At 72.2% G+C, this 26,928-nt stretch carries 17 protein-coding genes; 10 read left to right on the top strand and 7 right to left on the bottom strand.

The window, feature by feature from the left end:
• Nucleotides 1-65: 65 nt before the first annotated feature.
• Nucleotides 66-572 (top strand): MarR family winged helix-turn-helix transcriptional regulator, encoded by a 507-nt coding sequence (locus IE177_RS04345; RefSeq protein WP_229815898.1) that lies wholly within the window; start codon nucleotides 66-68, stop codon nucleotides 570-572.
• On the opposite strand, the gene IE177_RS04340 is transcribed toward IE177_RS04345, so the two are convergent.
• On the bottom strand, nucleotides 520-2,136 hold the full coding sequence (locus IE177_RS04340) for a glycosyltransferase family protein (RefSeq protein WP_190014073.1): 1,617 nt from the start codon (nucleotides 2,134-2,136) through the stop codon (nucleotides 520-522). The two genes, IE177_RS04345 and IE177_RS04340, sit on opposite strands and share 53 nt — an antisense overlap.
• A gap of 229 nt (nucleotides 2,137-2,365) precedes the next feature.
• On the opposite strand from IE177_RS04340, the gene IE177_RS04335 reads away from it, so the two are divergent.
• The 3 genes from IE177_RS04335 to galE all read left to right on the top strand — a co-directional run bounded on the left by IE177_RS04335 (nucleotide 2,366) and on the right by galE (nucleotide 6,400).
• Nucleotides 2,366-3,637: a glycosyltransferase 87 family protein gene (locus IE177_RS04335; RefSeq protein ID WP_190013395.1), complete on the top strand. Its 1,272-nt coding sequence runs from the start codon at nucleotides 2,366-2,368 to the stop codon at nucleotides 3,635-3,637.
• Nucleotides 3,638-3,738: 101 nt separating this feature from the next.
• A complete protein-coding gene (locus IE177_RS04330) occupies nucleotides 3,739-5,364 on the top strand; it encodes a glycosyltransferase family 2 protein (RefSeq protein ID WP_229815897.1) in 1,626 nt (541 codons plus the stop codon).
• Nucleotides 5,365-5,419: 55 nt separating this feature from the next.
• A complete protein-coding gene (gene galE / locus IE177_RS04325; protein WP_190013394.1) occupies nucleotides 5,420-6,400 on the top strand; it encodes a UDP-glucose 4-epimerase GalE in 981 nt (326 codons plus the stop codon).
• A gap of 97 nt (nucleotides 6,401-6,497) precedes the next feature.
• Here galE and IE177_RS04320 read toward each other — a convergent pair whose 3' ends face one another.
• Nucleotides 6,498-7,136, bottom strand: a complete 639-nt coding sequence (locus tag IE177_RS04320) for a TetR/AcrR family transcriptional regulator (RefSeq protein ID WP_190013393.1) — start codon at nucleotides 7,134-7,136, stop codon at nucleotides 6,498-6,500.
• A gap of 199 nt (nucleotides 7,137-7,335) precedes the next feature.
• Here IE177_RS04320 and IE177_RS04315 point away from each other — a divergent pair, with 199 nt between their 5' ends.
• From IE177_RS04315 to IE177_RS04300, 4 genes are all read left to right on the top strand, one after another.
• On the top strand, nucleotides 7,336-8,244 hold the full coding sequence (locus IE177_RS04315; protein WP_190013392.1) for an ABC transporter permease: 909 nt from the start codon (nucleotides 7,336-7,338) through the stop codon (nucleotides 8,242-8,244).
• Nucleotides 8,219-9,211, top strand: a complete 993-nt coding sequence (locus tag IE177_RS04310) for an ABC transporter ATP-binding protein (protein ID WP_373305042.1) — start codon at nucleotides 8,219-8,221, stop codon at nucleotides 9,209-9,211. Before IE177_RS04315 ends, IE177_RS04310 begins: the two co-directional genes overlap by 26 nt.
• Before the next feature lie 113 nt (nucleotides 9,212-9,324).
• Nucleotides 9,325-11,547, top strand: a complete 2,223-nt coding sequence (locus tag IE177_RS04305; RefSeq protein ID WP_190013391.1) for a CDP-glycerol glycerophosphotransferase family protein — start codon at nucleotides 9,325-9,327, stop codon at nucleotides 11,545-11,547.
• Entirely contained in the window at nucleotides 11,544-13,208 is a 1,665-nt protein-coding gene (locus tag IE177_RS04300) for a glycosyltransferase family 2 protein (protein WP_190013390.1), read from the top strand. The genes IE177_RS04305 and IE177_RS04300 overlap by 4 nt, the downstream gene beginning before the upstream one ends.
• 312 nt (nucleotides 13,209-13,520) lie before the next feature.
• On the opposite strand, the gene IE177_RS04295 is transcribed toward IE177_RS04300, so the two are convergent.
• Together IE177_RS04295 and IE177_RS04290 are read right to left on the bottom strand one after the other, a co-directional pair.
• Nucleotides 13,521-15,047, bottom strand: coding sequence for a hypothetical protein (locus IE177_RS04295; protein WP_229815895.1), 1,527 nt, complete (start codon nucleotides 15,045-15,047; stop codon nucleotides 13,521-13,523).
• A 189-nt stretch (nucleotides 15,048-15,236) separates the two neighbouring features.
• Nucleotides 15,237-20,174 (bottom strand): NAD-glutamate dehydrogenase, encoded by a 4,938-nt coding sequence (locus IE177_RS04290; RefSeq protein ID WP_190013388.1) that lies wholly within the window; start codon nucleotides 20,172-20,174, stop codon nucleotides 15,237-15,239.
• 588 nt (nucleotides 20,175-20,762) lie between these two features.
• On the opposite strand from IE177_RS04290, the gene IE177_RS04285 reads away from it, so the two are divergent.
• Nucleotides 20,763-21,326 (top strand): DJ-1/PfpI family protein, encoded by a 564-nt coding sequence (locus tag IE177_RS04285; protein ID WP_190013387.1) that lies wholly within the window; start codon nucleotides 20,763-20,765, stop codon nucleotides 21,324-21,326.
• Between the two features lie 250 nt (nucleotides 21,327-21,576).
• On the opposite strand, the gene IE177_RS04280 is transcribed toward IE177_RS04285, so the two are convergent.
• Together IE177_RS04280 and IE177_RS04275 are read right to left on the bottom strand one after the other, a co-directional pair.
• Nucleotides 21,577-22,245 carry an HAD family hydrolase gene (locus tag IE177_RS04280; RefSeq protein WP_190013386.1) on the bottom strand — a complete coding sequence of 223 codons (669 nt, stop codon included), beginning with the start codon at nucleotides 22,243-22,245 and terminating at the stop codon, nucleotides 21,577-21,579.
• A gap of 74 nt (nucleotides 22,246-22,319) precedes the next feature.
• A complete protein-coding gene (locus IE177_RS04275) occupies nucleotides 22,320-22,832 on the bottom strand; it encodes a DUF6912 family protein (protein ID WP_190013385.1) in 513 nt (170 codons plus the stop codon).
• A gap of 335 nt (nucleotides 22,833-23,167) precedes the next feature.
• Here IE177_RS04275 and IE177_RS04270 point away from each other — a divergent pair, with 335 nt between their 5' ends.
• Nucleotides 23,168-23,662 (top strand): Rv3235 family protein, encoded by a 495-nt coding sequence (locus tag IE177_RS04270; RefSeq protein ID WP_190013384.1) that lies wholly within the window; start codon nucleotides 23,168-23,170, stop codon nucleotides 23,660-23,662.
• Nucleotides 23,663-23,955: 293 nt separating this feature from the next.
• Here IE177_RS04270 and secA read toward each other — a convergent pair whose 3' ends face one another.
• Nucleotides 23,956-26,766, bottom strand: a complete 2,811-nt coding sequence (gene secA, locus IE177_RS04265; RefSeq protein ID WP_190013383.1) for a preprotein translocase subunit SecA — start codon at nucleotides 26,764-26,766, stop codon at nucleotides 23,956-23,958.
• Nucleotides 26,767-26,928: the final 162 nt, after the last annotated feature.

Below are 26,928 nucleotides of genomic sequence, written 5' to 3'. Positions count from 1 at the left end.
GCACAAGTAGAGCACACAATTAAGTTGTGCACAACCAAATGGCCCGCAAGGGCTACCCTGGACCCATGACCGCATCCCCGACCCCGCACGGCTCGCACGAAGTCGCCGCCGCCGACGCCGACTGGCTCCGCCTGGAGAACCAGATCTGCTTCTCCCTGCACGCCGCGTCCCGCGCCTTCAACGGCGTCTACCGCCTGATCCTCAGGGACCTGGGGCTCACCTACCCGCAGTACCTGGTGCTGCTGGTGCTCTGGGAACGGGGCGACCAGCCCGTCAAGAAGCTCGGCGAGCATCTGCGGCTCGACTCCGGCACGCTGTCGCCGCTGGTCAAGCGGCTGGAGGCGGCCGGTCTCGTGCGGCGCGAGCGCAGCGCGCAGGACGAGCGGTCGGTACGGGTACGGCTCACCGAGGAAGGCTCGGCGCTGCGCGGGCGCGCCCTTGAGGTGCCGCGCCGGATCGCGGCGGCGACCGGCTTCGAGCTGACGGAGATCATCGAGCTGCGGGAACGGCTCGACCGCCTCACCACCGCCCTGGACGCGGCGACGCTGACGGAGGCCCAGGGCGCGCCGTAGCCCGAGCCCGGCGCACGTAGAGCCGTACGGTCGTCCGGTGCCGTGCGGCCTCCGCCCGGACGGAGTACTCCCGTCGCAGCACAGCGAGTTTGGCGCGCTCGGTGGGGCTGTGGGAGGTCCAGCGGCCGGCGAGCAGGTCCTGGTCCGCGACGACCCACACGCGCTCCAGCCGGGCCAGACGGCGGCGCAGCCCGGCGGGGCCGGCCTCCCGCCCGTACAGCGTCCCGGACGTCGCCGCGCCCTCGGTCAGGGCCACGTCCCGGGCGCCCCGGAACGCCCGCGGGTAGGCGAGGGCCGCGCCGCGCGTCTGCGCCGGCAGGAACAGCACCGGGTCCCCGGGCCCCAGCTCCCGTGCGGCGAGCCGGGAGACGGCGGCGATGTCGTCGGGCCGGCGGCCGGGGTCGCGGTCCGCGCTCAGCAGGGACGACTGGTGCAGGAGGGACGCGGCGACGGCCAGCACACCGGCGAGGGCGACCGGAGAGGACCGCCACGGACCGGCGGCCCGTCGCGCCCGCCCGTCCAGCCCGCCGCCGGGCCGAAGCCGACCGACGACCACCCGGGCGCCGTACCGCCGCAGGCCGCCCAGCGCCGCCCGGCCCCCGGGCCGCAGCCGTCCCACCACCACCCGGCCGCCGTACCGCCGCAGGCCGCCCAGCGCCGCCGCCACCCGCTCCGCGCCGCCGGCCACCAGCAGCGGCGCCCCGCCCAGCGCGTACAGCACGTACCGGTCGACGTACAGCGGGGAGTGCTGCGAGACGAGCATCAGGACCGCCGGCGGCACCACCGTCAACGGCAGGGCCACCCCCGCACGGGTGAATTCGCCCCGCGGTCCGACGACCCCCGCCAGCCCGAGCAGCGCCAGTCCCAGGCAGATCCAGTACACCCCGTCGGAGGGTCCCAGGAACTGCCGTGCCAGCCCCTGCGCCGCAGTCGCCGTCGGCCTGTGCAGCCAGGCGACCTGCGCGGCCTGCGCCCGTGACACGAAGACCATCGGCAGCAGCGACAGCACGACCGCGGCCGCCGCCCGCCCCCAGCCGCGCCACACCCGCGCCCCGGCCCGGCCCAGCGCCAGGGACACCCCGTGGGCGAACAGCAGCAGGACCGCGAACTCGTGCAGCCAGCAGGTGAGGGCGACGACGGCGCCGTACGCCCACCAGGAGGTTCCCCGCGCGGCACGGACGAACAGCAGCGTCGCCCCGGTCGCGCCGGCCGCCACCAGGGCGTAGGAGCGGCCCTCCTGGGCGTAGTGGCCGGCCATCGGGGTGACGGCGTAGAGCAGCCCGGCCCACAGCCCGACGCGCGGCCTGGCCAGCCGGGTGCCGAGCGCGGCGACCAGTCCCGCCGTCACGGCCGCCGCGCACACCGACGGCAGCCGCAGGACGACCTCGCCGGGGTGGACGGCGAGGACCGGGCGCATGAGGAGGTAGTAGAGGCCGTGCACCGCGTCCACGTCGTGCAGCAGCCGCCAGATCTGCGGCACCGTGCGCCGCCCGACCTGGAAGGTGACCGCCTCGTCGCGCCACATCCCGCCCCGGTCGAGCCCCCAGAGCCCGACGGCGAGCATCGTCACCGCGGGCACGCCCACGGCGACCGCGCGCCGCACCCGCACCCGCACCCGCGCCCGCACAGGGCTCGGCGCGTCCGCTGTCGCTCCGGCCGCCCGGCGCGACGGCGGGCGCACACGCACCCCGGCGTTCACCACGCCCCGATCTTTCGCGATCAGGTGCCTTTTGCCACGTATTGACGGCGTATCGCCGGGAATACACCATCCGTACCGCTTAGGCTCGCGGCTGATGAACCGCCTCCGTGTCACCCCCGGCCCGGTCCTCGCCCTCACCGCCTGCTGGCTCGCCACCCGCGCCCTGACGCTGTGGCTGCTCCTGCACGACACCGCCTCGCTGCTGGGCGGGGGCTCGGTGACCCGTGAGGTGTGGCGGCTGTACGTCCACTGGTACGGCGTCCTCGCGCACGGCTCCTTCCCCGCGCACGACCCGATGTGGCAGTACCCGCCGGGTGCGGGCGGAGTGCTGCTCGCCCCGGGGCTGCTGCCGGGGCTGACGTACTTCCAGGCGTTCGTCGTGCTGTCGCTGGCCACGGACGCGCTGGTCGGGGCGGCGCTGGTCCGCGCGGGCACACGGCCGGGGCGGAGCGTGCGCGGCGCGGCCCTGTGGACGGGCGGCCTGCCGCTGCTGCTGCACCTCCCGCTCGCCCGGTACGACGTGGTGGTCACCGGCCTGGCCGTGCTCTGCCTGCTGACGCTCTCGCGCTCCCCGCGCGCGTGCGGTGTGTTCGGGGCGCTGGGCGCGCTGGTGAAGGTGTGGCCGGCGCTGGTGCTGCTGGGCACGCCGCCGGGCGGGGCGACCCGCAGGTCATGGGGCTGGGCGGCGGCCACCGGGACCGCGGCCCTCGCGCTGTTCGCCGTCCTCTTCACCGACCCGCTGTCCTTCCTGCGGCAGCAGGGCGGCCGGGGGGTGCAGATCGAGTCGCTCGGCGGCACGGCGCTCAGCCTCGCGCGGCACGCCGGCTGGACCGGCCGGACCCGCTACCAGTACGGCGCGATCGAACTGGTCGGCCCGCACGTGCAGGCCGTCGCGAACGCCTCCCTCGCCCTCACGGCGGCCGCCTTCGGGCTCCTGGTGCTGTGGCGGGTACGGGCGCGGCGCTGGAGCGAGGCCACGCCGTACGACGCGGCGCTGAGCGCGGTGCTGCTGTTCACGGTCACCAGCCGGGTGATCAGCCCCCAGTACATGATCTGGCTGCTCGGTCTCGCCGCCGTGTGCCTGACCTCGCGGTCCACCAGCCAACGGCCGGTCGCGGCACTGGTCCTGGCGGCGTCCGCGCTGAGCACGGTGGCGTACCCGGTGTGCTACCGCGAGGTGGTCGACGGCAGTTGGAGCGGCTGCCTGCTGATGCTGTCCCGCAACGCGCTGCTGGCGGGTGCCGCCGGGCTGTCCTTCGTGCGGTTGTGGCGGGCCGCGCGGCCACCGGCCGAAAAGAAGGTACCGCCGAGGCAACCTCGGTCCGATTCCAACCGTCTTCCGGACCGAGCACTAAGTATCTCTTAACCGGGTATTACCGAACTTTCCTACGCTGCCGGCCCGTGGACCCCATGCATTCGAATCCGTCAGACCCGCCAGACATCGAAGGCCCGCCCGATCCGACGGACGTGCCCGACCTCCAGAACGCGCCGGACCCGGCGGACAGCCGACCGGCGCCGCAGGTCGCCGTCGTCGTCATCGGCTTCAACGACCGTGCCCACGTGGGCGATGCGGTGCGCTCGGCCCTGGGCCAGGGGCCCGCCGTCGCCGAGGTGATCGCCGTGGACGACTGCTCCACCGACGGCAGCGCCGAACTGCTCGACCGGCTGGCCGCGCGGGAGCCCCGGCTGCGGGTGGTGCGCCGGGAGGTGAACAGCGGCGGCTGCGGCAGCCCGCGCAACACCGGGGTCGACGCGGTGACCGCGCCGTACGTGATGTTCCTGGACAGCGACGACGTCCTGCCGCCGGGCGCGGTGGACGCGCTGCTGGCGGCGGCCGGGGACGCGCACGCCGAGGTCGTGAGCGGCCTGTGCGTGCGCCGGGAGCTGCCCTCGGGGACCGAGCAGCCCTGGCAGGCGCCCCTGTACGCCACGCACGCCGTACTCGCGCGTCCCTCCCAGCGCCCGCGTCTGGTCCACGACACGCTGTGCGTCAACAAGCTCTACCGCACCGACTTCCTGCGCGAGCACGGCATCCGCTTCCCCGAGGGCCGCTTCCTCTACGAGGACTTCGTGTTCACCGCGCGTGTGCTGGCCGCCGGCCCGCGCATCGCGCTCGTACCGGACCGGGTGTACGTGTGGCACGTGCGCCGGTCGGCCGAGCAGCTGTCCCTCTCCCTGGACCGGGCGCGCATAGACAACTGGAAGGCGCGCGTCGAGGCCTGTGCGATGGCGTACGACATCCTGCTCGGCGCCGGGCAGAAGGAGCTGGCGCGGGCGGCGCGGGGCAAGTTCCTCGACCACGAGATGCGCATGTACGCACGCGAGCTGGGGCTGCGTGACGCGGACTACCGGCGCGAGTGGTGGGCGCACACGCGTGAGTACCTCGAACGCTACGACGCCGCCGACTGGGAGACGAACCCCGCCGCCCCCGGACGGCTGATCGCCCGGGTCGTCGCGGAGTCGCCCGAGCCGCGCGACCTGCCCCGGCTGCGGGAGCTCGCCGCCCGCCCGGCGCGCCTGCTCCCGCCCTACGCCCGCACCCCGGACGGCGTTCCCATCTGGTCCGCCGACCTGCCCCAGGTCGGCCTGGCCCCGCTGCTTGGCCGTCCCACGGGCACCCTCCCGCTCGCGGTGGACGCGGAACTGCGCCCCCGCGCGCGTGCCTCACTGCTGCGCCTCACGCTGCACGAGCTGTACGGAAAGGTGGCCGAGGCGAAGCCCGGCGAGCTGGTCGTGCAGTGGCGGTCCCGGCAGGACGACCGGCCGGCCGGGCACGTGACGGCCACCCTCTCGCCCTCCGGCGCGGACACCTGGTCGGCAGAGGTGCCCGTCGACCTGGCGGGACTCGGCGACGGCACCTGGGACCTGCGGCTGACTCTGCGCTTCGCGGACGGCACCCACCGGGACCTCACGGCGCACGCCCTGACCGGCGCCGCCCGGCTGCGCCGGCGCGTCGTCCCGAGCGTCCGGCACGGCGTGCTGCTGGCGCAGCCCTACGCGACGCACTCGGGTGCGCTCGCGCTGCGCGTGGCGGCCGGACCGCGCGGCGTCGTCAAGGTGCTCCGCGGCCGGCTCCGCCGCCTGCTCCGCTGAGGGACGCCGCCTGCTTCACTGAGACACGGAACCACGGACGAGGAGACGGCCGCACATGACCTGGCTGATCACTGGCGGCGCCGGATACATCGGAGCGCATGTCGTACGGGCGATGACCGAGGCGGGAGAGCGCACGGTCGTCTACGACGACCTGTCGACGGGCGTCGCCGAGCGGGTGCCGGCCGAGGTCCCACTGGTGCGGGGCTCGACCCTGGACGCGGACCTGCTGGCCCGTACGCTCGCCGAGCACGAGATCACCGGGGTGGTCCACCTGGCGGCGAAGAAGCAGGTCGGCGAGTCGGTGGAGCGCCCGCTGCACTACTACCACCAGAACGTCGAGGGCCTGCGCGTGCTGCTGGAGGCGGTGACCCGGGCGGAGGTCCCGTCGTTCCTCTTCTCCTCCTCGGCGGCCGTCTACGGCATGCCGGACGTGGACCTGGTGACGGAGGAGACCCCCTGCCGCCCCATGTCCCCCTACGGCGAGACCAAGCTGATCGGCGAGTGGCTGGTCCGCGCCGCCGGCCGGGCGACCGGCCTCTCGACCGCGTCCCTGCGCTACTTCAACGTGGCGGGCGCGGCCTCACCCGAACTCGCCGACACCGGCGTGTCCAACCTGATCCCGATGGTCTTCGAGAAGCTGACGGAGGGCGCGCCGCCGCGCATCTTCGGCGACGACTACGCGACCCCCGACGGCACGTGCGTGCGCGACTACATCCACGTGGCCGACCTGGCCGAGGCCCACGTCACCGTCGCCCGCGCGCTGGAGTCCTCCCCCGGCACCGACCTGACGCTGAACATCGGCCGCGGGGAGGGCGTCTCCGTCCGCGAGATGATCGACCTCGTCAACGCGGTCACCGGCTACGACCGCCCTCCGACCGTCACCCCCCGCCGCCCCGGCGACCCGGCCCGCGTCGTGGCCTCCGCCGACCGCATCGCCACGGAACTCTCCTGGCAGGCCAAGTACGACGTCCAGGACATGATCACCTCGGCCTGGGACGGCTGGCTCCACCACCACCCGGAAGCGGCGCGTTCGTAGGACCTCCGCGCCCCCGCGACCGCGGCGGCCGCCCCCCTCTTCCGGGCACCGCCGCCGCGCGCGCCCCGGGGGGACCGCCGCCGCGCGCCCGGGCCGCTCACAGGGCCCTGAGCGCCCCCGCGGTGGCCCGGGCCAGGTTCTGCAGGTAGCCCTTGGGGAGGTTCGGGGAGCGGGTCACCACCGCGCGCCAGTACAGGGGGCCCGAGATCAGGTCCAGGGCCAGGTCGGGGTCTATGTCCGGGCGGATGTCGCCGCGTTCCTCCGCCGCCGCCACGATCTTGCTGGCCACACCATCCTGGCCGTCCCGCAGGGCCTTCTGGAAGGCCTCGGCGAGGTCGGGGTTGCGGGCCGCCTCGGCCTGGAGGTCGGGGATGATCTGTGAGGCGACCGGGTGGCGCAGGGCGCGCGAGGTGACCCCGTAGAGCAGACGCAGGTCGTCCTCCAGGGAACCCGTGTCCGGCACCGGGAAGCCCGAGACCGCCATCGCGGAGACGACGTCCAGCACCAGGTGCAGCTTCGAACGCCAGCGCCGGTACACCGCGGTCTTGCCGACGCCCGCCCGGCGGGCGATGCCCTCGATCGACATGCGCGCGTAGCCGACGGCCGCCAGTTCCCCGAACACGGCCGCCCGGATGGCGTCGGTCACGTCCTCCCGGAGCACGGCGGCCCCCGCGGGGGCCCGGCGGCGCGGACGCGCCGGCGGCTCGTCGGCGGACTCGTCGGCGTTCGTCGTCATACGAACAGCATAGGCCGCTACGACGAAACGGTTGCGTTCCGACGTCCGTTGCCCCTACGCTCACGTTGCGACGATACGGTGCCGTCCCGACGTAAGAGAACGCGAAGAGAACCGTAAGGAAACAGCGGGCGACGGGACACCGCCGCAGCCCGGCGGCAGCCGGACGCAGCACTCCCTTCCCCGAGCGAAAGCAGCGGATGTGAGCCAGGTACTCCACACACCGCCCCCGACCCAGGCCCCGGCCGAGGACGACCTCGCGGCGCTGGCCGCCCGGCACGGCCTGTCGGTCAGCGGCGCCCGCCCCTCCCTGCCGGAGTACGTCCGCCAGCTGTGGGACCGGCGCCACTTCATCACCGCCTTCGCCACCGCCAAGCTCACCGCCCAGTACAGCCAGGCGAAGCTCGGCCAGGTCTGGCAGGTGATGACCCCCCTGCTGAACGCGGCGGTCTACTACTTCATCTTCGGCGTGCTGATCGGCACCAAGCACAACGTCCCGGACTACGTGCCGTTCCTGGTCACCGGGGTGTTCATCTGGACGTTCACGCAGAGCTCGATCATGGCCGGCACCCGGGCCATCTCCGGCCACCTCGGCCTGGTCCGCGCCCTGCACTTCCCGCGCGCCGCCCTGCCGATCTCCTTCGCGCTCCAGCAGCTCCAGCAGCTGCTGTTCTCGATGGCCGCCCTGGTCGTCATCCTGCTCTGCTTCGGCGTGCCGGTGGCCGCCTCGTGGCTGCTCGCGATCCCGGCGCTCGTCCTGCAGTTCACCTTCAACGCGGGCGTGTCGATGATCGTGGCCCGGATGGGCGCCAAGACCCCGGACCTCGCGCAGCTGATGCCGTTCCTCCTGCGCACCTGGATGTACGCCTCCGGCGTCATGTTCTCCATCAGCAGGACGCTGGAGGGACGGCCCGAGTGGATCGCCCGCCTGCTGCAGGTGAACCCGGCCGCGGTGTACATCGACCTGATGCGGTTCGCGCTCATCGACAGCTTCCGCGCCGGATCCCTGCCCCCGCACGTGTGGGCGGCGGCCACCGGCTGGGCCGTGGCCGCCGGCGTCGGCGGCTTCATCTACTTCTGGAAGGCTGAGGAGACGTACGGCCGTGGCTGAGCACACCGAAGCGAGGATCCCCACCGTCGTCGCCGACCGCGTCGACATCGTCTACCGCGTCAACGGCACCGGCGCGGGCCGCGGCACCGCCACCGCCGCCCTCAACCGCATACTGCGCCGCAAACAGGCCGAGAAGGCCGCCGGCGTGCGCCGGGTGCACGCGGTGAAGAACGTGTCGTTCGTCGCCTACAAGGGCGAGGCGATCGGGCTCATCGGCACCAACGGTTCCGGTAAGTCCACCCTGCTCAAGGCGGTCGCCGGCCTGCTTCCCGTGGAGAGCGGGCACATCCACACCGGCGGCCAGCCCTCCCTGCTCGGCGTGAACGCGGCCCTGATGAGCGACCTGACCGGCGAGCGCAACGTCTACCTCGGCGGCCTCGCCATGGGCATGTCCCGGGAGCAGGTCAAGGAGCGCTACCAGGACATCGTCGACTTCTCCGGGATCAACGAGAAGGGCGACTTCATCACCCTGCCGATGCGCACCTACTCCTCCGGCATGGCGGCCCGGCTGCGTTTCTCCATCGCGGCCGCCAAGGACCACGACGTCCTGCTCATCGACGAGGCGCTGGCGACCGGCGACCGCTCCTTCCAGAAGCGTTCGGAGCAGCGGATCCGCGAGCTGCGCGAGCAGGCGGGCACGGTGTTCCTGGTCAGCCACAACAACAAGTCGATCCGCGACACCTGCGAGCGGGTCCTGTGGCTGGAGCGCGGTGAACTGCGCATGGACGGGCCGACGGAGGAGGTCATGAAGGAGTACGAGGCCTTCACCGGCGACAAGAAGCCCGCCGCGAAGAAGCCCGCCGCGAAGAAGGCGGCGGCCGGGAAACCGGCCGCGAAGAAGCCCGCACCGCAGGCGGACGCCGCGAAGCCGGGCGCACCGCTGCCGCAGGCGGACGCACCGGAGCCGGACGCACCGCTGCCGCAGGCGCCGCAACCCGAAGCCCCCAAAGCCCCTCTTCCCTCATGAGCCCGGTGCCCGCCTCCGGCTCTTACTTGAAGCGTGGTTATCCCTTTCATCCGCTTAATATCGGTATGTTATGCAGGGTGCCCGGAGTCGACGAGTCAAAGGAGTTCCCTGCGATGCCCCACCTCAGCGTGATCGTCTACGGACCGAACGCACAGGGGCGTTTGAATGAGCTACTCGGCTCCCTGGAATCCCACCCGCTGGCCGGCACCGAGGTGATCGTCGCCGCGGTCGGCGACTGGGCACGGGAGACGGCCGAGGGCCACGCGCCCGAGACGGTTGTCGTGCCGCTGCCCGAGGGCACCGGCGACGCGGCGGCGCGGGCGGCCGGCGCCGCCCACGCGTCGGGCCGCTGGCTGCACTTCGTGCACGCCAAGGACGGCCTGCCGGCGGGCGCGCCCCGCCTGATCGCCGAGCGGATCGCCGAACTCGAGGACACCGGCGCCACCGGTACCGACGGCGCCGCCTTCGACGTGCTCCTCCTCGACCACGTCACCACCACCTGGCGGACCAGCGCCGCCCCGTCCCGCGACGGCCGCTTCCTCGCCGCCGTCGGGCGCGACGCCCTCACCCTGAACCAGGGCGCCAACCTGCTGCGCATCGCGCCGCTGCTCGGCAACCGCGTGCTGCGGGCCGACTTCTGGCGGGCGCACGAGCAGTTGCTCGACACCGACGACGAGCCGCGCGCCGCCCACGCGGCCCTGCTGCACGCCGACCGGGTGGCCTGCCTGAACCAAGTCGCGTACGACAACCGCGTGCTGCGCCCCGAGAGCCTGCCGCCGCTCGCCCCCGAGGACCGGCTCGCCCTCATCGACCGCTACGAGTCCCTGCTGCCGCTCGCCAGGGACCGCCGCGCCGTGCACACGGTGCTGTACGACCTGATGGTGCGCGACCTGGTGCGCACCTTCGCGCGCGAGGACATGCCCGACCCGGTGGCCCGCGAGTTCTTCCGCCGCGCCTCCCTGGCGGCCGTCCGCTGGCGCCCCGAGGGCCATCAGCGGCCACCCGGCCTCGAAGGCGTACGGCACTCCCTGCTGGAGGAGGGCGCCTACAGCAAGTACCGGGCGTTCCAGGCCGCCAACCGCACCCGGCGCGCCGCCCGCAAGGCCGTACGGACCCGCAAGCGCCAGGTGAGCGCGAAGGTCCGCGACCACCAGTACCGCCGCGCCCTGAGCCGCCCGGTCGACCCGAACCTCGCCGTGTTCGCCGCCTACTGGGAGCGCGGGGTGTCCTGCAACCCGGCCGCGGTCGCCGCCAAGCTCGCCGAACTCGCTCCGCACATCCACAGGGTGTGGGTGGTGAACAAGGAGAACGCGGCCCTGCTGCCGCCCGGCACCGACCACGTCGTCCCCGGCACCCGCCGCTACTGGGAGACCCTGGCCACCGCCAGGTACCTGGTCAACAACGTCAACTTCCCCAACGCGATGGTCAAACGGCCCGACGCGATCCACCTCCAGACCCACCACGGCACCCCGCTCAAGCGCATGGGCCTGGACCAGATGGAACACCCGGCCGCCGCCAAGGGCCTCGACTTCGCCGCCCTGCTGGCCCGCATCGACAAGTGGGACTACAGCGTCAGCGCCAACAGCCACTCCACCCGCATGTGGGAACGCGCCTACCCGGCCCGCTACACCTCCCTGGACTACGGCTATCCGCGCAACGACGTCTACTACACGGCGACCGCCGCCGACGTCCGTGCGGCCCGTGAGCGCCTGGGCATCGCCCCCGGCAGGACCGCCGTCCTCTACGCCCCCACCCACCGCGACTACGAGGCCGGCTTCACCCCGCGCCTCGATCTCGCCGCCCTCGCCGACCGCCTCGGCGAGAACACGGTGCTGCTCGTCCGCGCCCACTACTTCTACGGCGGCGCGGCCTCCCCGCTGACCGGGCTGCGCCGCTCCGGCCGGATCATCGACGTCTCCACCTACGACCCCGTCGAGGAACTGTGCCTGGCCGCCGACGCGCTGGTCACGGACTACTCGTCGATCATGTTCGACTACGCCAACCTGGACCGCCCGATCGTCGTCTACGCCGACGACTGGGAGACCTACCGGACCACCCGGGGCGTCTACTTCGACCTCATGGCCGAACACCCCGGCCAGGTGGCCCGCACCCAGGAGGAGCTCACGGAGGTCTTCCTCTCCGGCGCCTGGCGGGACGAGAGCGCGGCGAAGGCACGGGCCGCGTTCCGGCGCCGGTTCTGCGAGTACGACGACGGACGCGCCGCCGAACGGGTCGTACGCCGGGTGTTCCTCGGCGAACCCGAGGAAGCCCTGCCCCCGGTGCTCCCGATCGAGGAACGCACCCCCGCCCCGACCCCCGAGGAGGCCACGGCATGACCACCCCCGACGTCACCGTCACGGTCATCGTCTACAACGACGCGGCCCGCCTCCCCCGTGCGGTCGCCTCGCTGCGCGCGCAGACCCACGCCAACATCGAGATCATCATCAGCGACGACCACTCCACGGACGACACGCCGTCCGTGGCGCGGGAGCTGGCGGCGCAGGACGAGCGTGTGCGCTACCTGCGCCTGCCGGAGAACAGCGGCGGCTGCAGCGCCCCGCGCAACCGGGCCATCGAGATCGCCCGGGCGCCCTACCTGATGTTCCTCGACAGCGACGACGAACTCCCGCCGCGCGCGGTGGAGTTGCTGCTGGCCGCCCACCGGGAGCGCGAGGTCGACTTCGCGATGGGCGCGGTACGGCGGGTACGCGTCGACAACGGGCGCCGCTCGACGTGGATGCCGCACCTGGTCGCCGAACACCGCACACTGGACGGCATCGAGGCGGATCCGGGACTGCTCTTCGAGCACCTGTCCACGAGCAAGATGTACGCCCGCTCCTTCCTGGACCGCCACGAACTCCGCTTCCCCGAGGGCATCCACTACGAGGACCAGCTGTTCTCGGCGCAGGCGTACTGCCTGGCGAAGGCGTTCACGATCATTCCGGACCCGGTCTACGTCTGGTACATCGAGCCGTTCGCGGCGGCGGCCTCCGCCTCCATCTCCAACCAGCGGCACAAGATCTCCAACGTCCGCGACCGCGTCCACGTGCAGCACCTCATCGACGACTTCCTGGTGAGCAGCGGACACGCCGGGCTGCGGGGGGACAAGGACTACAAGTTCCTCAAGCACGACTTCCGGATGTACGCGGGCGACCTGCCCTACCGGGACGAGGAGTGGCTGCGCTCCTTCGCCGAGATCATGAACCCCTACCTGGACGCCCTGGCCCCCGGCGCCTACGCCCGGCTGCCGCGCCAGGAGCGGGTCGTGCTCCAGCTGCTGCGCGACGGCCGCCTGGCCGACGCCGTGCTGGCGGCGCGCGGCCTGGGGCACGCGGTGGCGCCGCGGCACATCACAGCCGACGCGGCCGGCGTGCCCTACTGGGGCGACCGCGTTCCCGGCTCCGAGCAGGCCCGGCGTGAGCTGGACGTGTCCGACCTGGAGCTGGACACCCGCCCGTTCACCAGCGCCCACTTCCGCCACGAGATCACCGAGCTGACCGCCGGCGCCGGCGCCCGCCTCACCCTGGCCGTGCGCACGTACGACCCCGGGCTGCGGCTGCCCGTCGGCCCGCAGCGGGCCGGCCTGCTGCTGTCCCCCGGCGGGCGCCGCATGACGGTGCCGTTCCGCCTGGACCCGGTCAGCCCCGGCGTCTTCGAGGGCACCGTCCACCTGGACCTCGCCGCGGCCACGCTGCCGGTGCAGGGCTTCGAGGGCGTACGCCACCCGATGATCCGCCTGGACCAGCAGGGCCTGTCCCACTCCGGTCTGCTGCTGGCCCCCCTGGACTTCCCGGTCCGCAGGGCCCGCATCGACTACCGCTCGGGAGCGGCCCCCCACGAGGTCACCGTCGAGCCGGAGGGCCGCAACCCCGGCCGTCTGCAGCTCCGCTGGCGTCCGGTGGGGGTGACGGCCCACGTGATCCGCCCGGTGGTCCGGAAGGTGGCGCCCCCGAAGGTCCGCAAGGCGGCGAAGCTGGTGTCGAGCCTGCTGAAGTGAGCGGGCGGCCACGCACCGCCGCCGCACTGCGGGGAGCGTGCGCGACCGACGGCCCGTGACGGGCTGGTCGCGCAGTTCCCCGCGCCCCTGTGGCACTGCGCCCACCACCCACCCACAACCACGGCACCCTCGCCACCGCAGCTGCGGGCAGTCGCGCCGCCGTAGCTGCGGGCATGCACGCCACCGCAGCTGGCCGGGCACCGGCGCCGCCGTAGCTGCGGGCAGTCGCGCCGCCGGGGCGGCACGGGTGGGCGCAGCGGCACCCTGCGCGCGCCGGCAAGCGCAAACCCACCCCGCCCCCTCAGCCGCGGCTCAGGGCACCACCCGGTACAGCACCTGCCCGCCCGGCCCACCGGTCGCCTTCCGCAACCCGGTCCCCGCCCCAGCCAGCCCCCGCGGCCCCACGACCCACCGCACCCCGTACTCCCGCAAGATCCCCCGCCGCTCCCCCACGGACGTCCCCCCGTCGAAGTACCGCGACACCGCGGCCTCCCTCCGCCCCGCGTCCGCCAGGAACACGTCCGGATACCCGGGCGCCACCGTGTACGGCCCGTACGCCGGAATCTGCCGCGCGGGAAACGTGCGAGCCATCACCACGTCCCCGTACCGCACCCCCGCCCGCATGATCCACTGGTATCCCACCCACGGCGTCCGGTACTTCGCCGCCACCACCCCGGGCAGTGCGTCCGGCCCCACCACGTACCCGAGCGTCCCGGCCTGCGTCCACGCCCCCACCGCCAATGCCACGCCCAGCACGCACGCCCATCCCGCCCGTACCGCCCGCCGCCCGGCCGACACGGCCTCCAGCGCGGCCGCCAGCTGGGCCGGGATCAGCGCGGCCGGCAGGGCCCGGCCCCATGAGTAGTGCCCGGTCAGCCCGCCCGCGGCGAACACCAGCACGCCGAACGCGAAGAACAGCACCAGGGGGTCCCGGCGGTCCCGTCGCCACCGCAGGCCCAGGGCCACGACCCCGAGCAGCACCAGCCCGAACCGGGCCGCCAGATGCCCGTACAGCGGGCGGTGGATGGCCTCCAGGTCGGCTCCGGCGGTGAACAGCGCGAAGAAGTCGTAGTACGGCCACAGCCACAACGCCGCCAGGCCCGGCAGCAGCGCGGCGCCGAGCCGCGGCAGCACCGCCCGGCCGGGCCGCGAGGCGACCACCACGGCCAGCGCGCCGAGGGACGCCACCACACCCGTGAACTGGTGGCACAGCAGGATCGACGCCCACAGCAGCCCCAGCGCCGGCCACCTCCACCAGGCGGCAGCGGCCCGCAGGGCGCACGCGCCCGTCAGCCACGCCCAGAAGTGGAAGGTGAGCCCGAGCGCGAACACGCTCGGGTACGACACCGTCAGCGCGAGGGAGTTCAGGCCCAGGAAGCCGCTCCAGTTGAACAGCTCCGGGCCCCACAGGAAGAGCAGGGCGAGCAGCGCCAGGGCGGGCGCGGCGCGGTGCGCGCTGAGGGTGCGGACGTACCGCCACACCCCTGTGGTCAGCAGCCCGAGGCCGGCGACCGCCGCGAGGCGCAGGACCACGAACACCGACAGGCCCGTCACCCGGGCCACGCAGCCGAGCACGAGCATCCACGGCGAGTAGTACGGGCTGGGCGTGCCGGCGTCGACGAGCGGGTTGCCCGGGTGCGCCAGGCTGTGCCGCAGCCGCTGCACGGTGGCCGCGTGCATACCGAGGTCGCCCGCCCACGGCAGACGGACGACGACCAGGAGCAGCAGCCCCAGCACGAGCCCGGCGGCGACCAGCGGCAGCGACCGGCCGGCGCGTGTCGCGCCTCCCGCCGGCGTCGTACGGCTCACCGGTTCGAGGTCAGACGGCGCGGCGTACATGCAGACGGGTCCTGGCGAGGTTCACTGTCACATCGCAGACCCTATCCGAAGCGCACCGATCAGCCGGAAACGGTAAATTCACCGCACGTTTTTCCTACTCTTCTCCCACGCCTTTCCCCAAGATCCGGTAAGAACGAAGGCGCCCCGGGCCGCTGTCGCGGACCCGGGGCGCCTCGGGACGCCGTACGGCTACGAGTGCGTGCGCAGCAGCGTCCGCATCGTGCGCATCGCCACCGACAGGTTGGCGAGGTCGAACGAGTCCGACCCGCGGATCTCGTCCAGGGTGGTGCGGGCACGGCTCAGGATCGCCGAGTTCTTCTGCTCCCACGACTTGAAACGCTGCTCGGGCGTCGACGTGCCGTTGCCGACGGCGAGGACGTCCGCGGTGAGCGCCGCGTGGGCCGCGTACAGGTCCTCGCGGATGGAGGCGCGGGCCATCGACTGCCAGCGGTCCTCGCGGGGCAGCTCGATGATGCGGTCCATCAGCTGGGTGATGTGCAGCCGGTCGGCGAGGTCGTAGTAGATCTCGGCGACGTCCAGCGGCTCCTTGCCCATGCGGTCGGCCACCGACACGATGTCCAGCGCCGGGAAGGCGGAGGAGAACCCGGCCACGCGTCCGGCCACCTCGTCCGGGACGCCGGCCGCGGACAGCTCGTCGTACACGTGCTGGTACCACTCCAGGTCCGCGCCCTTGAGCAGCTTCGGCATCTCCTGCCAGACCCGCTCGACCCGCTCGGCGAAGAACTCGACCGTCTCGGCGAGCTCCAGCGGCTGCGGCCGGTTGTTGAGCAGCCAGCGGGTGCCGCGCTCGACCAGGCGGCGCGAGTGCAGCCGGATGCGGGTCTGCACGGCGGCGTCGACCTTGTTGTCGAGGGCCTCCACCGCGTCCCACACCGGGGCCGAGCGGAAGATCGCACGGGCCGCGGTCTGGGCGCGGACGATCTCCTCCAGCGAGGCGCCGGTCTCCTCGCGCAGGCGGTGCAGATACGTCGTACCGCCGGTGTTGACCGTGTCGTTGACCAGGACGGTCGTGGTGATCTCACGGCGCAGCGGGTGGCCGTCGATGGCCTCCACGAACCGCTCGCGCAGCGCCGTCGGGAAGTAGGCGTGCAGCAGGCCGCGCAGGTACGGGTCGTCCGGCAGCGAGGTGTGCAGCAGCTCCTCCGCGACCGTGATCTTCGTGTACGCCAGCAGGACGGCCGTCTCCGGGCCGGTCAGGCCGTGGCCCTGGTTGAGGCGCTCGCGGATCTGGCGGTCGGTCGGCAGGAACTCCAGCGCCCGGTCCAGGTGGCCGTCGCGCACCATGTGGCGGATGAACCGCTGCTGCGCGTGGAGCATGTCGCGGGACTGGGCCAGGGCGTTGGCGAGGGCCGTGTTCTGCGCGTAGTTGTTGCGCAGGACCAGGGCGCCGACCTCGTCGGTCATCTCGGCGAGCAGCTTGTTGCGCTGCTTGACGGTCATGTCGCCCTCGGTGACCAGGCCGTTCAGCAGGATCTTGATGTTCACCTCGTGGTCGGAGGTGTCCACGCCGGCGCTGTTGTCGATCGCATCGGTGTTGATCTTGCCGCCGTGCGTGGCGAACTCGATGCGGCCGAGCTGGGTCAGGCCCAGGTTGCCGCCCTCGCCGACGACCTTGACGCGCAGGTCGCAGCCGTCGACGCGGATGGCGTCGTTGGCCTTGTCGCCGACGTCCGCGTTCGACTCCGCGGACGACTTGACGTACGTGCCGATGCCACCGTTCCACAGCAGGTCCACCGGCGCGTGGAGGATGGCCTTCATCAGGTCGGCCGGGGTCATCTTGGTGACCTTGTCCTCGATGCCGAGGGCCTCGCGGATGTGCGCGTTCAGCGTGATCGCCTTGGCGCTGCGCGGGAAGACCCCGCCGCCGGCCGACAGCAGCTCGGTGTCGTAGTCGGCCCAGCTGGAGCGGGGCAGCTCGAACAGTCGGCGGCGCTCGGCGTAGCCGGTGGCCGCGTCCGGGTCGGGGTCGATGAAGATGTGCCGGTGGTCGAAGGCGGCGACCAGGCGGATGTGCTCCGACAGCAGCATGCCGTTGCCGAACACGTCACCGGACATGTCGCCGATGCCGACGACCGTGAAGTCCTCGCTCTGGGTGTCCACGCCCAGCTCGCGGAAGTGCCGCTTCACGGACTCCCACGCGCCGCGGGCGGTGATGCCCATGCCCTTGTGGTCGTAGCCGGCCGAGCCGCCGGAGGCGAAGGCGTCGCCGAGCCAGAAGTTGTACTTCTCGGCGACCCCGTTGGCGATGTCCGAGAAGGTCGCGGTGCCCTTGTCGGCCGCGACCACCAGGTAGGTGTCGTCCCCGTCGTGCCGGACGACGTCCTGCGGCGGCACGACCTCGCCGGCGACCATGTTGTCGGTGATGTCGAGCAGCGCGGAGATGAACGTCTTGTAGCTGGCGACGCCCTCGGCCAGCCACGCGTCGCGGTCGACGGTCGGGTCCGGCAGCTGCTTGGCGACGAAGCCGCCCTTGGCGCCGACCGGCACGATGACCGTGTTCTTCACCATCTGCGCCTTGACCAGGCCGAGGATCTCCGTGCGGAAGTCCTCGCGCCGGTCGGACCAGCGCAGACCGCCGCGGGCGACCTTGCCGAAGCGCAGGTGCACGCCCTCGACGCGCGGCGAGTACACCCAGATCTCGTACGCCGGGCGCGGCGCGGGCAGGTCCGGGATGGCCCGCGGGTCGAACTTCATGGAGACGTAGTCGTGCGGCTGTCCGCCGAGCGTCTCCTGGAAGAAGTTGGTGCGCAGGGTCGCCTTGATGACGGTCAGGAAGGAGCGCAGGATGCGGTCCTCGTCCAGGCTCGCCACCTGGTCCAGCGCCGCCTCGAGCTCTTCGAGGAGCGCGTCGATCAGCTCCAGGCCGGCCTTCTGCCGGTCCGGCGACATCCGGGCCTCGAACAGGGAGACGAGGAGCCGGGTGGTGTGGACGTTGCTGCGGAGGGTGTCCTCCATGTAGTCCTGCGAGAACGTCGAGCCGGCCTGCCGCAGGTACTTGGCGTACGCCCGCAGCACCATCGCCTGCCGCCAGGTCAGCCCGGCGCTCAGGACGAGGGAGTTGAAGCCGTCGTTCTCCGCCTTGCCGGTCCAGGTCGCGGCGAACGCCTCCTGGAACCGCTCACGGCCGTCGTCGCCCAGGTAGTCGCCGCCGCCCGGCGCCTTCGGCATGCGCAGCCCGAAGTCGTAGATCCAGGCGGTGGTGCGGTCCGCGCACCGCAGCTCGTACGGCCGCTCGTCGGTGACCTCGACGCCCAGCTGGCTGAGCACCGGCAGGACCTTGGAGAGGGAGACCGTGCCGCCCTTCTGGTAGATCTTGAAGCGGCGCTCGTCGGGCGCCGCGCCCACCGGCTCGTACAGGCTGAGGGAGAAGGTCTTGTCCTCGCCGAGCGCCTCCAGGTGGACGATGTCGGCGACGGCGGCCCGCGGGGGGTGGTCGGCCTTGTAGCCCTCGGGGAAGGAGTGGTTGTAGCGGCGCAGCACCTCGGCGGCGTGCTCCTCGCCGCACTCGGCGGTCAGCGCCTCGGCGAACGCGTCGGTCCAGGACCGGGCCGCCTCCACCAGCCGGGCCTCGATGCGCTCCTTGTCGGAGTCCGACAGCTCGGGCAGCTCGGTGCCCTGCGGGACGCGGACGACGAAGTGCAGCCGGGACAGGATCGACTCGGTGTTCCAGGCGGTGAAGTCGACGCTGGTGCCGCCGAGCTCCTCCTTCAGGATGTCGATGATCCGCAGCCGGACGCCGGTGGTGTACCGGTCGCGCGGGAGGTACACGAGGGCCGAGTAGTAGCGGCCGTACTCGTCCTGGCGCAGGTACAGGCGAAGCCGCCGCCGCTCCTGCAGGTAGAGGACGCTCGTGACGATGGACTGCAGTTCGGCGACCGGTGTCTGGAACAGCTCGTCGCGCGGGTACGTCTCCAGGATCTGGAGCAGGTCGCGGCCGTCGTGGCTGTGGGGCGAGAAGCCCGCGCGCACCAGCACCTCGTCGACCTTGCGGCGGATGACCGGGACGCGGCGGACGGACTCGGTGTACGCGGCGGAGGAGAACAGGCCCAGGAAGCGGCGCTCACCGACGACTCGGCCGTCCGCGTCGAACTTCTTCACGCCGACGTAGTCGAGGTACGACGGCCGGTGCACGGTGGAGCGGCTGTTGGCCTTGGTCAGCACGAGCAGCTTGTGCTCACGGGCCTTGGCCCGGGCGTCGGCGGGGAGCCGCTCGAAGGAGGGGCTGACCGGGTGCTGGTCGTCCTCGGCGTGGTGCGGGTCCGAGCGCAGTATGCCGAGACCGGTGCCGGGCACGGCGGCGAGCGTGTCGTCGTCGCGGAGCTGGTACTCGCGGTAGCCGAGGAAGGTGAAGTGGTCGCCGGACAGCCAGCGCAGCAGCTCGCGGGCCTCCTCCACCTCGGCCTCGGGCAGGTCGCCGGGGGTGGGCTCGCTCTCCAGGCCGTCGGCCATCCGCGTCGCCGTGTCCCGCATCTTCTCCCAGTCCTCGACGGCCTCGCGGACGTCGGACAGGACACGCAGCAGGTCGGCGGTGATCTGCTTCAGGTCGGCGCGGTCGGTCTCGCGGTCGATCTCGACATGGATCCAGGACTCGACGTGCGCGTCGTGCGGGAGGTCGCCGGTGGGCGGGGTCGGCAGGACCTCGATCAGCCTGCCGGTCAGGTCACGCCGGACGACGAACTGCGGGTGGATGACGACGTGGATACCGCGGCCCTGCCGCGTCAGCTCATTGGTGACCGAGTCGACGAGGAAGGGCATGTCGTCGGTGACCACCTCCACGACGCTGTGGCTGCAGGTCCACCCGTTCTCCTCGACCGTCGGGGTGTGCACCCGGACGTTCGCGGTGCCCTGGGGGCGGTTCTCGGCGAGACGGTGGTGCGAGACCGCGGCGCCGAAGACGTCGACCGGGTCGCGGTCGGCGAGGTCCTCCGGGGCGGTGTGCAGGTAGTAGCGCTGGAGGAACGCGAGCACGGATGCGCTGTCCGGGGTGCCGGGGGTGCCCTCGCGCGTCGTCCCGGTCGGTAGGTGCCCCCCGACCGGGCTGTTCTCAGCTACCCGCGCGGCCCTCTCGAGCAGCTCGGCCTTGGCTTCGTCCAGCTTGGTCTGCATTGTCCTCTGGCTCCTGTCGCGCGCCGTTGCGTGACTTTGAAGGAAGTACGGTCTCTCCCCCTCCGGCGTGACGCCACGGCCCGGGATGTCCGGTCCGTTCAGACGCTATGCCGCGAGGTGAGATGAGCGGGGGGGATTCGGCCATTCTCCGCACGCCCGTCGGTCTGGACGCCGCTGTCGGCGTCACCATGTCCGGGGGTGTCCTCGGCGTCGGGGAGGCGTCCGCGCCCCCGTCCCGCCCGCGAAGACCAGCGACCGCCGCCCGGTCACGGAGGTGTTCCGTGCGGCCCGGGCGCAGGGCAGGGGCAGCACTGCCCCCGCGAACTATCGCGCTGATCACGCCACAAGGCTATCGCTCCTCACCCCGGAGCCGTCATGAGCCGTATGTGTACAAAACCGAGCGGGTAACTTTGACGTTCTGCACAGCACCGGTAGGCGGGTGAGTGGCGTATCCGCTAGCGCTCTCCGGCCGTCGGCCGCACCCTGAAAACGACGGGCCCCCTTGGCAAGCACGCCCGACGGAGGCACGTTGCCCGGGACGGCGCGCACGGTGCGCCCTCCCGGAGTCCGCCCCCCCGAGGAGCCGACATGCCCGCGAAGATCCTGATCGTCACCGGAGACGCAGCGGAGTCCCTGGAAGTCCTCTATCCCTACCAGCGCCTGCGCGAGGAGGGGTACGAGGTCCACATCGCGGCCCCGACCCGCAAGACCCTCCGCTTCGTCGTGCACGACTTCGAGCCCGGCTACGACACCTACACCGAGAAGCCCGGCTACACCTGGCCCGCCGACCTCGCCTTCGCCGAGGTCGATCCCGGCGAGTACGCGGCCCTCGTCATCCCCGGCGGCCGGGCCCCCGAATACCTGCGCAACGACCCCGAACTGCGCAAGATCCTCAAGGCGTTCTTCGACTCCGACAGGCCGGTCGCCCAGATCTGCCACGGCCCGCTGCTCACGGCCGCGATCGACAGCCTGCGGGGGCGCCGGGTCACGGCCTACCCCGCCCTGGAACCGGACATGCAGGCAGCCGGCGCGGGGTTCCAGGACACCGAGGCGGTCGTCGACGGCACCCTGGTCTCCTCCCGGGCCTGGCCGGACCACCCGGCCTGGATGCGAGAGTTCCTGAAAATCCTCCGCACCAAGGCCCCGGCGTAGCCGAAGCATCAACGCCACCCGGCTACGCCCAGTCCCGCCTAGCTGCGGGCAGTCGTGCGCAGCTGGGCGGACAGTCCCGCCTAGCTGCGGGCAGTCGTGCGTAGCTGGGCGGACAGTCCCGCCTAGCTGCGGGCAGTCGTGCCGCTGGGGCGGCACGGGTGGGCGCAGCGGCACCCCGCAGGCACGGGCAGACCCCCCGCCGACCCCAGCACAGGGCGCTCACACACCGCCCGCCCCCCCGGCGGCAGCCCTACGCCGCGATCCGCTGAGCCTCAGCCACAGCCTCCTCCAGCGTGTCCACCACCGGCACTCCTGCCCCCACCAGACTGGCCCGGCTGTGCGACCCCCCGGTGTACAGCACGGCCCGCGCCCCCACGTACCCGGCCGCCACCGCGTCGTCCGCCGCGTCCCCGATCACGACCGTGCGCGCGGGCTCCACCGCCCCCGCCAGCGCCCGCAGGTGCCGCACCATGTGCTCGGCCTTGCTCCCACCGGACGGCCCCGTACGCCCCTCGACCCGAACGAAGTGGGTCTCGATCCCGAAGCCGCGCACGAGCGGCACCAGTTCATCGTGCACGTACATGCTCAGCAGTGACTGGCTGTGCCCCGCCGACCGCCACCCCGCGAGCAGCTCGGCCGCCCCGTCGGTGAGCCCGCACCGCACCCGGTGCTCCGCGTAGTGCCGATGGAAGACGCCGTCCATCAGCTCCCACTCCGCGTCGGTCGGCAGCCGGCCGAGCAGCCGCTCGTAGAACTTCGGCACCGGCACGCAGTACAGCGACCGGTACTGCTCGAGCGTGATCGGTGCGAGCCCCAGCTCGGCGAAGGCCGCGTTCGTCGCCCCGATGATCGCGTCGTTGTCGTGGAACAGGGTGCCGTTCCAGTCCCAGACTATGTGCGCGCGCGCCTTCGTCCCCATGTCCAAGACCGTACCCGCCTCCACTGACGAACCCGTAGCGGGAACCAGGGAGGGCGGACCGTCCGGGACCCGGGTCAGGCCTGTCCGACCAGGTTGGGGATCTCCTGCGTGGCGTACCACAGCAGCTCGTGGTCGTCCGCCCCGTCCACCACGAACCGGGCGTCGTCGTCCCCGCCCTCGGCCGCCTCCAGGGCGTCCGCGGCCGCGGTCACGTCCGCCTCCGCGTCGTCGGCGTCGACGTGCACCGCTGCCGCCTTGGCGAGCGGCACCGTCACCGTCACCGTCACCTGGCCGAGCGCGGCCGGGTCGAGTCCGCGGTCGGGGTCCACGGTGCAGGCTCCGTCGGGCACGTCCACCGCGACCACGACCCGGCGCCGTGCCGCCGCGCGGTCGGCGGCGAGCAGGCGCAGCGAGGCGAGCGCGGCCCGGCCGAGCGCCGCGTACTCCAGCTCCTCGATGTCGTCGGAGAGGTACCACTCGCGCAGCGCGGGGGTGACGGCGTACGCGAGGAACGGGCCGCTCCCCAGCTCACCCGTCCTGTGCGCCTCGGCGAGACCGGGGAGGGTCAGGGGGACGTACACGCGCATGGCCGGCCGCTCTTTTCTGGTCGTCTGCTCCGCTGGGCGCCCCGGTCCGCCGCGCCACGACGCGCCTTCCGAGGGCCTTCAGGATACGTGCGGGCGTCCCCTTTCGAGTCCCTGTCCCCGCCCCCGCCGGCGTCCACTCCCCGCCCCGGAATTCACCCGGTACCCCACCCGCCACCTGGAGCTTTGCCCGTCCTCATCCCTCGGATAGGTGAACTCTCCGGGGCCGCGGACACCCGCCGCCGCCTTCCTTGCTTCCGTCTCCTCCGCCCCGTACAAGGTCTCCGACTGCTGGTTACCGCCCGGTATCTCCTGGGCCCGCCGAACGGGGACCCCCCTTGAACAAGGTCATGAGCCGCACCCCCCAGACCCGCCCGCGCCACCGCCCCCCGACCCGTCACGACACCCGGCGCCCGGCCGGCGCGCCACCGCGCACCCCCGCCAGGAGCACCGTGCGCACGGCCGCCCGGCCGGAGACGGCCCGTACGCTGCCCGCGAAGGCCGTACGGCAGCCCCGGCCCACCGACCTCTTCGCGGACCGTCTGCTGGCCGTTCTGAGCGGTCAGCGACCCGTTCACTGGATGCTCCGCCACACCGCGGGCCGCGCCTACGACGACCTGGTCCGCCTCGCCGAACGCCGCCCCCTGCGGGCCCTCGGCCCCCGGCCGGTCGTCCACGACATCGGCTACTACGTCCCCAGCGACGGCGCCCTGGAGGTCTTCGCCCGCATCGCCGCCGGCGACCGGCTGCGCGCCATGGCCTTCCGCCTGGAGCTCGGCAACGACCTCCGCTGGCGCTGCACAGCAGTGGAAACGGGCCCAACCCCCACCTGACCCCCACACACCCACGGGCAGCCGTACCGCCTCAGCCGCCATCACTCGTACCGCCTCAGCCGCGTGCACTCGTGCCGCCTAGCTGCGGGCAGTCGTGCCGCTGGGGCGGCACGGGTGGGCGCAGCGGCACCCCGCAGGCGCGGGCAAGCCACACCCACCCCACCGCCCGCACACCGCACCGCAACACACCGCACCGCACCGCACCGCAACACACCGCAACGCAGAAAGGCCGGCCCCCCGAAAAGGAGACCGGCCCTGCCGAACCGAACGGCGAAAGCGCCGCAGGCAACCCGCTACTTCTTGCGGCGCCGCCCACCCTTCGCCTGCCGACGCCGCTCCGCACGCGTCAGCCCGTCCGACTCGGACCGCACGGGCTCGTCGTCCTCCAGGTCACGCTCGACGATGCCGCCCTCACCGTCCACGGTCGGCGCGGAGAAGTGCAGGTCGCGCCGCTGCGGCACGTCCAGCCCCTTCGCGCGGATCTCGGGACGCGCCCCGGCCTGCGCCGGCACCGTGTCCTGGACGCCCTCGCCCACCGGCTGGGCCTCCTCGACCGGCACCTCCTCGACCTGCTGTTCGACCTGGACCTCCAGGTTGAACAGGTAGCCGACGGACTCCTCCTTGATGCCGTCCATCATCGCGGTGAACATGTCGAAGCCCTCGCGCTGGTACTCGACCAGGGGGTCCTTCTGCGCCATCGCGCGCAGGCCGATGCCCTCCTGGAGGTAGTCCATCTCGTAGAGGTGCTCGCGCCACTTGCGGTCGAGGACCGACAGCACGACCCGGCGCTCCAGCTCACGCATGATCTCGGAGCCGAGCTGCGCCTCACGGGCCTCGTACTGCTCGTGGATGTCTTCCTTGATGGACTCGGAGATGAACTCGGCGGTCAGACCGGCCCGGTCACCGGCCGCCTCCTCCAGCTCCTCGATGACGACCTTCACCGGGTACAGCTGCCGGAAGGCGCCCCACAGCCGGTCCAGGTCCCAGTCCTCGGGGAAGCCCTCGGCGGTCTCCGCGGCGATGTAGGCGTCGATGGTGTCGTCCATGAAGTGCTGGATCTGCTCGTGCAGGTCCTCGCCCTCCAGGACGCGCCGGCGCTCGCCGTAGATGACCTCGCGCTGCCGGTTGAGCACCTCGTCGTACTTCAGGACGTTCTTACGGGTCTCGAAGTTCTGCTGCTCGACCTGCGACTGCGCGGACGCGATCGCCTTCGTGACCATCCTGTTCTCGATCGGCACGTCGTCGGGCACGTTCGCCATCGACATCACGCGCTCGACCATCTGGGCCTTGAACAGGCGCATCAGGTCGTCGCCCAGCGACAGGTAGAAGCGGGACTCGCCCGGGTCGCCCTGACGGCCGGAACGACCGCGCAGCTGGTTGTCGATGCGGCGCGACTCGTGCCGCTCGGTGCCCAGCACGTACAGCCCGCCGAGCTCCTCGACCTCCTCCTTCTCGGCCTTGACCGCCTGCTCGGCCTTCTCCAGGGCGGCGGGCAGGGCGTGCGCCCACTCCTCGATGTGCTCCTCGGGGTCGAGGCCGCGCTGGCGCAGCTCCGCCTCGGCGAGGTCCTCGGGGTTGCCGCCGAGCTTGATGTCGGTACCACGGCCGGCCATGTTCGTCGCCACGGTGACCGCGCCCCGGCGGCCGGCCTGGGCGACGATCGACGCCTCGCGCTCGTGCTGCTTGGCGTTCAGCACCTCGTGCTGGATGCCGCGCTTGCTGAGCTGCTGCGAGAGGTACTCCGACTTCTCGACGGAGGTCGTGCCGACGAGGATCGGCTGGCCCTTCTCGTGCTTCTCGGCGATGTCGTCGACGACCGCCTCGAACTTGGCCACCTCGGTGCGGTAGATCAGGTCCGACTGGTCCTTGCGGACCATCGGCCTGTTGGTCGGGATCGGGACCACGCCGAGCTTGTAGATCTGGTGGAACTCGGCGGCCTCGGTCATCGCCGTACCGGTCATGCCGGAGAGCTTGCCGTAGAGGCGGAAGAAGTTCTGCAGGGTGATCGTGGCGAGCGTCTGGTTCTCGTCCTTGATGTCCACCCCTTCCTTCGCCTCGATCGCCTGGTGCATGCCCTCGTTGTAGCGGCGGCCGGCGAGGATACGGCCGGTGTGCTCGTCGACGATCATGACCTCGCCGTCGATGACGACGTAGTCCTTGTCGCGCTTGAAGAGTTCCTTGGCCTTGATGGCGTTGTTCAGGTACCCCACGAGCGGGGTGTTCACCGACTCGTAGAGGTTGTCGATGCCCAGCCAGTCCTCGACCTTGCCGACACCGGACTCGTGGATGGCGACCGTGCGCTTCTTCTCGTCGACGTCGTAGTCGCCGGTCTCCTCGACGCCCTTGAGCGGGTTGCCCGCCTCACCGCGCTTGAGGCGCGTGACCAGCTTGGCGAAGTCGCCGTACCACTTGGTGGCCTGGTCGGCCGGGCCGGAGATGATCAGCGGCGTACGGGCCTCGTCGATGAGGATGGAGTCGACCTCGTCGACGATGGCGAAGTTGTGGCCGCGCTGCACCAGCTCGTCCTTCGACCACGCCATGTTGTCGCGCAGGTAGTCGAAGCCGAACTCGTTGTTCGTGCCGTAGGTGATGTCGCACGCGTACTGCTCGCGGCGCTGGGCCGGCGTCATGTTGGCGAGGATGCAGCCGACGTTGAGGCCCAGGAACTTGTGGACGCGGCCCATCATCTCGGAGTCGCGCTCGGCCAGGTAGTCGTTGACCGTGATGAGGTGGACGCCGTCCCCGGACAGGGCGTTCAGGTACGCGGGCAGCGTGCCGACGAGGGTCTTGCCCTCACCGGTCTTCATCTCGGCGACGTAGCCGAGGTGGAGCGCGGCGCCACCCATCAGCTGCACGTCGTAATGGCGCTGGCCGAGGACGCGCTTGGCGGCCTCGCGGACGGTGGCGAACGCCTCGGGGAGCAGGTCGTCCAGGCTCTCGCCGTCGGCGTACCGCTGCTTGTACTCCTCGGTGAGGGCCCGCAGCTCGGCGTCGGAGAGGTCGACGAAGTCCTCTTCGATGGAGTTGACCTGGTCCGCGATGCGGTGCAGCTTGCGCAGGATCTTGCCTTCGCCTGCACGCATGATCTTCGAGAGGACGGACACGGGGGCTGGTCTCCTTGCCGGTCGGGCCTGGGACGGTCGGTTTTTCCTTCTACGTACTGAGCAACCGCCATCGTATGCGAGGACCCGGCCGCGTCGGGAGGCCTGTCGGCTCGACGGCTGCTTCAACCGGGACAACGGACGGGCCGCTCGGATAGTGCCGCA

The organism is Streptomyces lucensis JCM 4490 (assembly GCF_014650035.1).
GTDB lineage: Bacteria > Actinomycetota > Actinomycetes > Streptomycetales > Streptomycetaceae > Streptomyces > Streptomyces lucensis.
The sequence above is the reverse complement of the archived record's forward strand: the minus strand, read 5'-3'. Positions and strand labels throughout refer to the sequence as shown.